The organism is Streptomyces alkaliphilus (assembly GCF_014141535.1).
Classification (GTDB): domain Bacteria; phylum Actinomycetota; class Actinomycetes; order Streptomycetales; family Streptomycetaceae; genus Streptomyces; species Streptomyces alkaliphilus.
Genome location: NZ_VKHT01001752.1, coordinates 1 through 432, shown reverse-complemented (window position 1 = coordinate 432; position 432 = coordinate 1). Strand labels below are relative to the sequence as shown.

1 protein-coding gene is annotated in these 432 nt (G+C 75.2%); it reads left to right on the top strand.

The annotated features are described in order from the left end of the window. Positions 1-432: DUF6238 family protein (locus tag FNQ90_RS26610; protein ID WP_182608606.1), on the top strand; the 432-nt coding region annotated here is incomplete at both ends.

The following is a 432-nucleotide window of genomic DNA, read 5'->3' as shown; positions in this document are numbered from 1 at the left end:
CTCCCCCTCTCCCTCGAACGACGCGCACCCCTACCTGCGGGCCGCGAGCGCCGGAGTGCGCCACCACACCCGCTCCCTCACCGAGCGGACCGCCCGGCCCCGGGATGCGGTGGACCGCGTTCACCTGGACGTCCTGCACGCCCACCTCACCGCCCTGCACCGGCTCCTCGATCACCTCGCCGAGTCGACCCGTCCCCCGTACCCGGCGGCGGGCCGTCAGCTGGCGATCGCCCGCACCCGGCTGTGGCAGACCGCCGGAGCCCTCCACGAGGCCTTCCACCTTCTCCCGGCGCCGCACCGGAACACCGACGAGGAGGAGTGTCACCCCGACCTGCTGCCCGAGGGGCCGCCGCTGATGACGATCTGCCGACGTCACCTCGCCTCCGGCCACGCCGTCCGCCGCCGGACCACCCCCACCGACCTCAAGGGCCC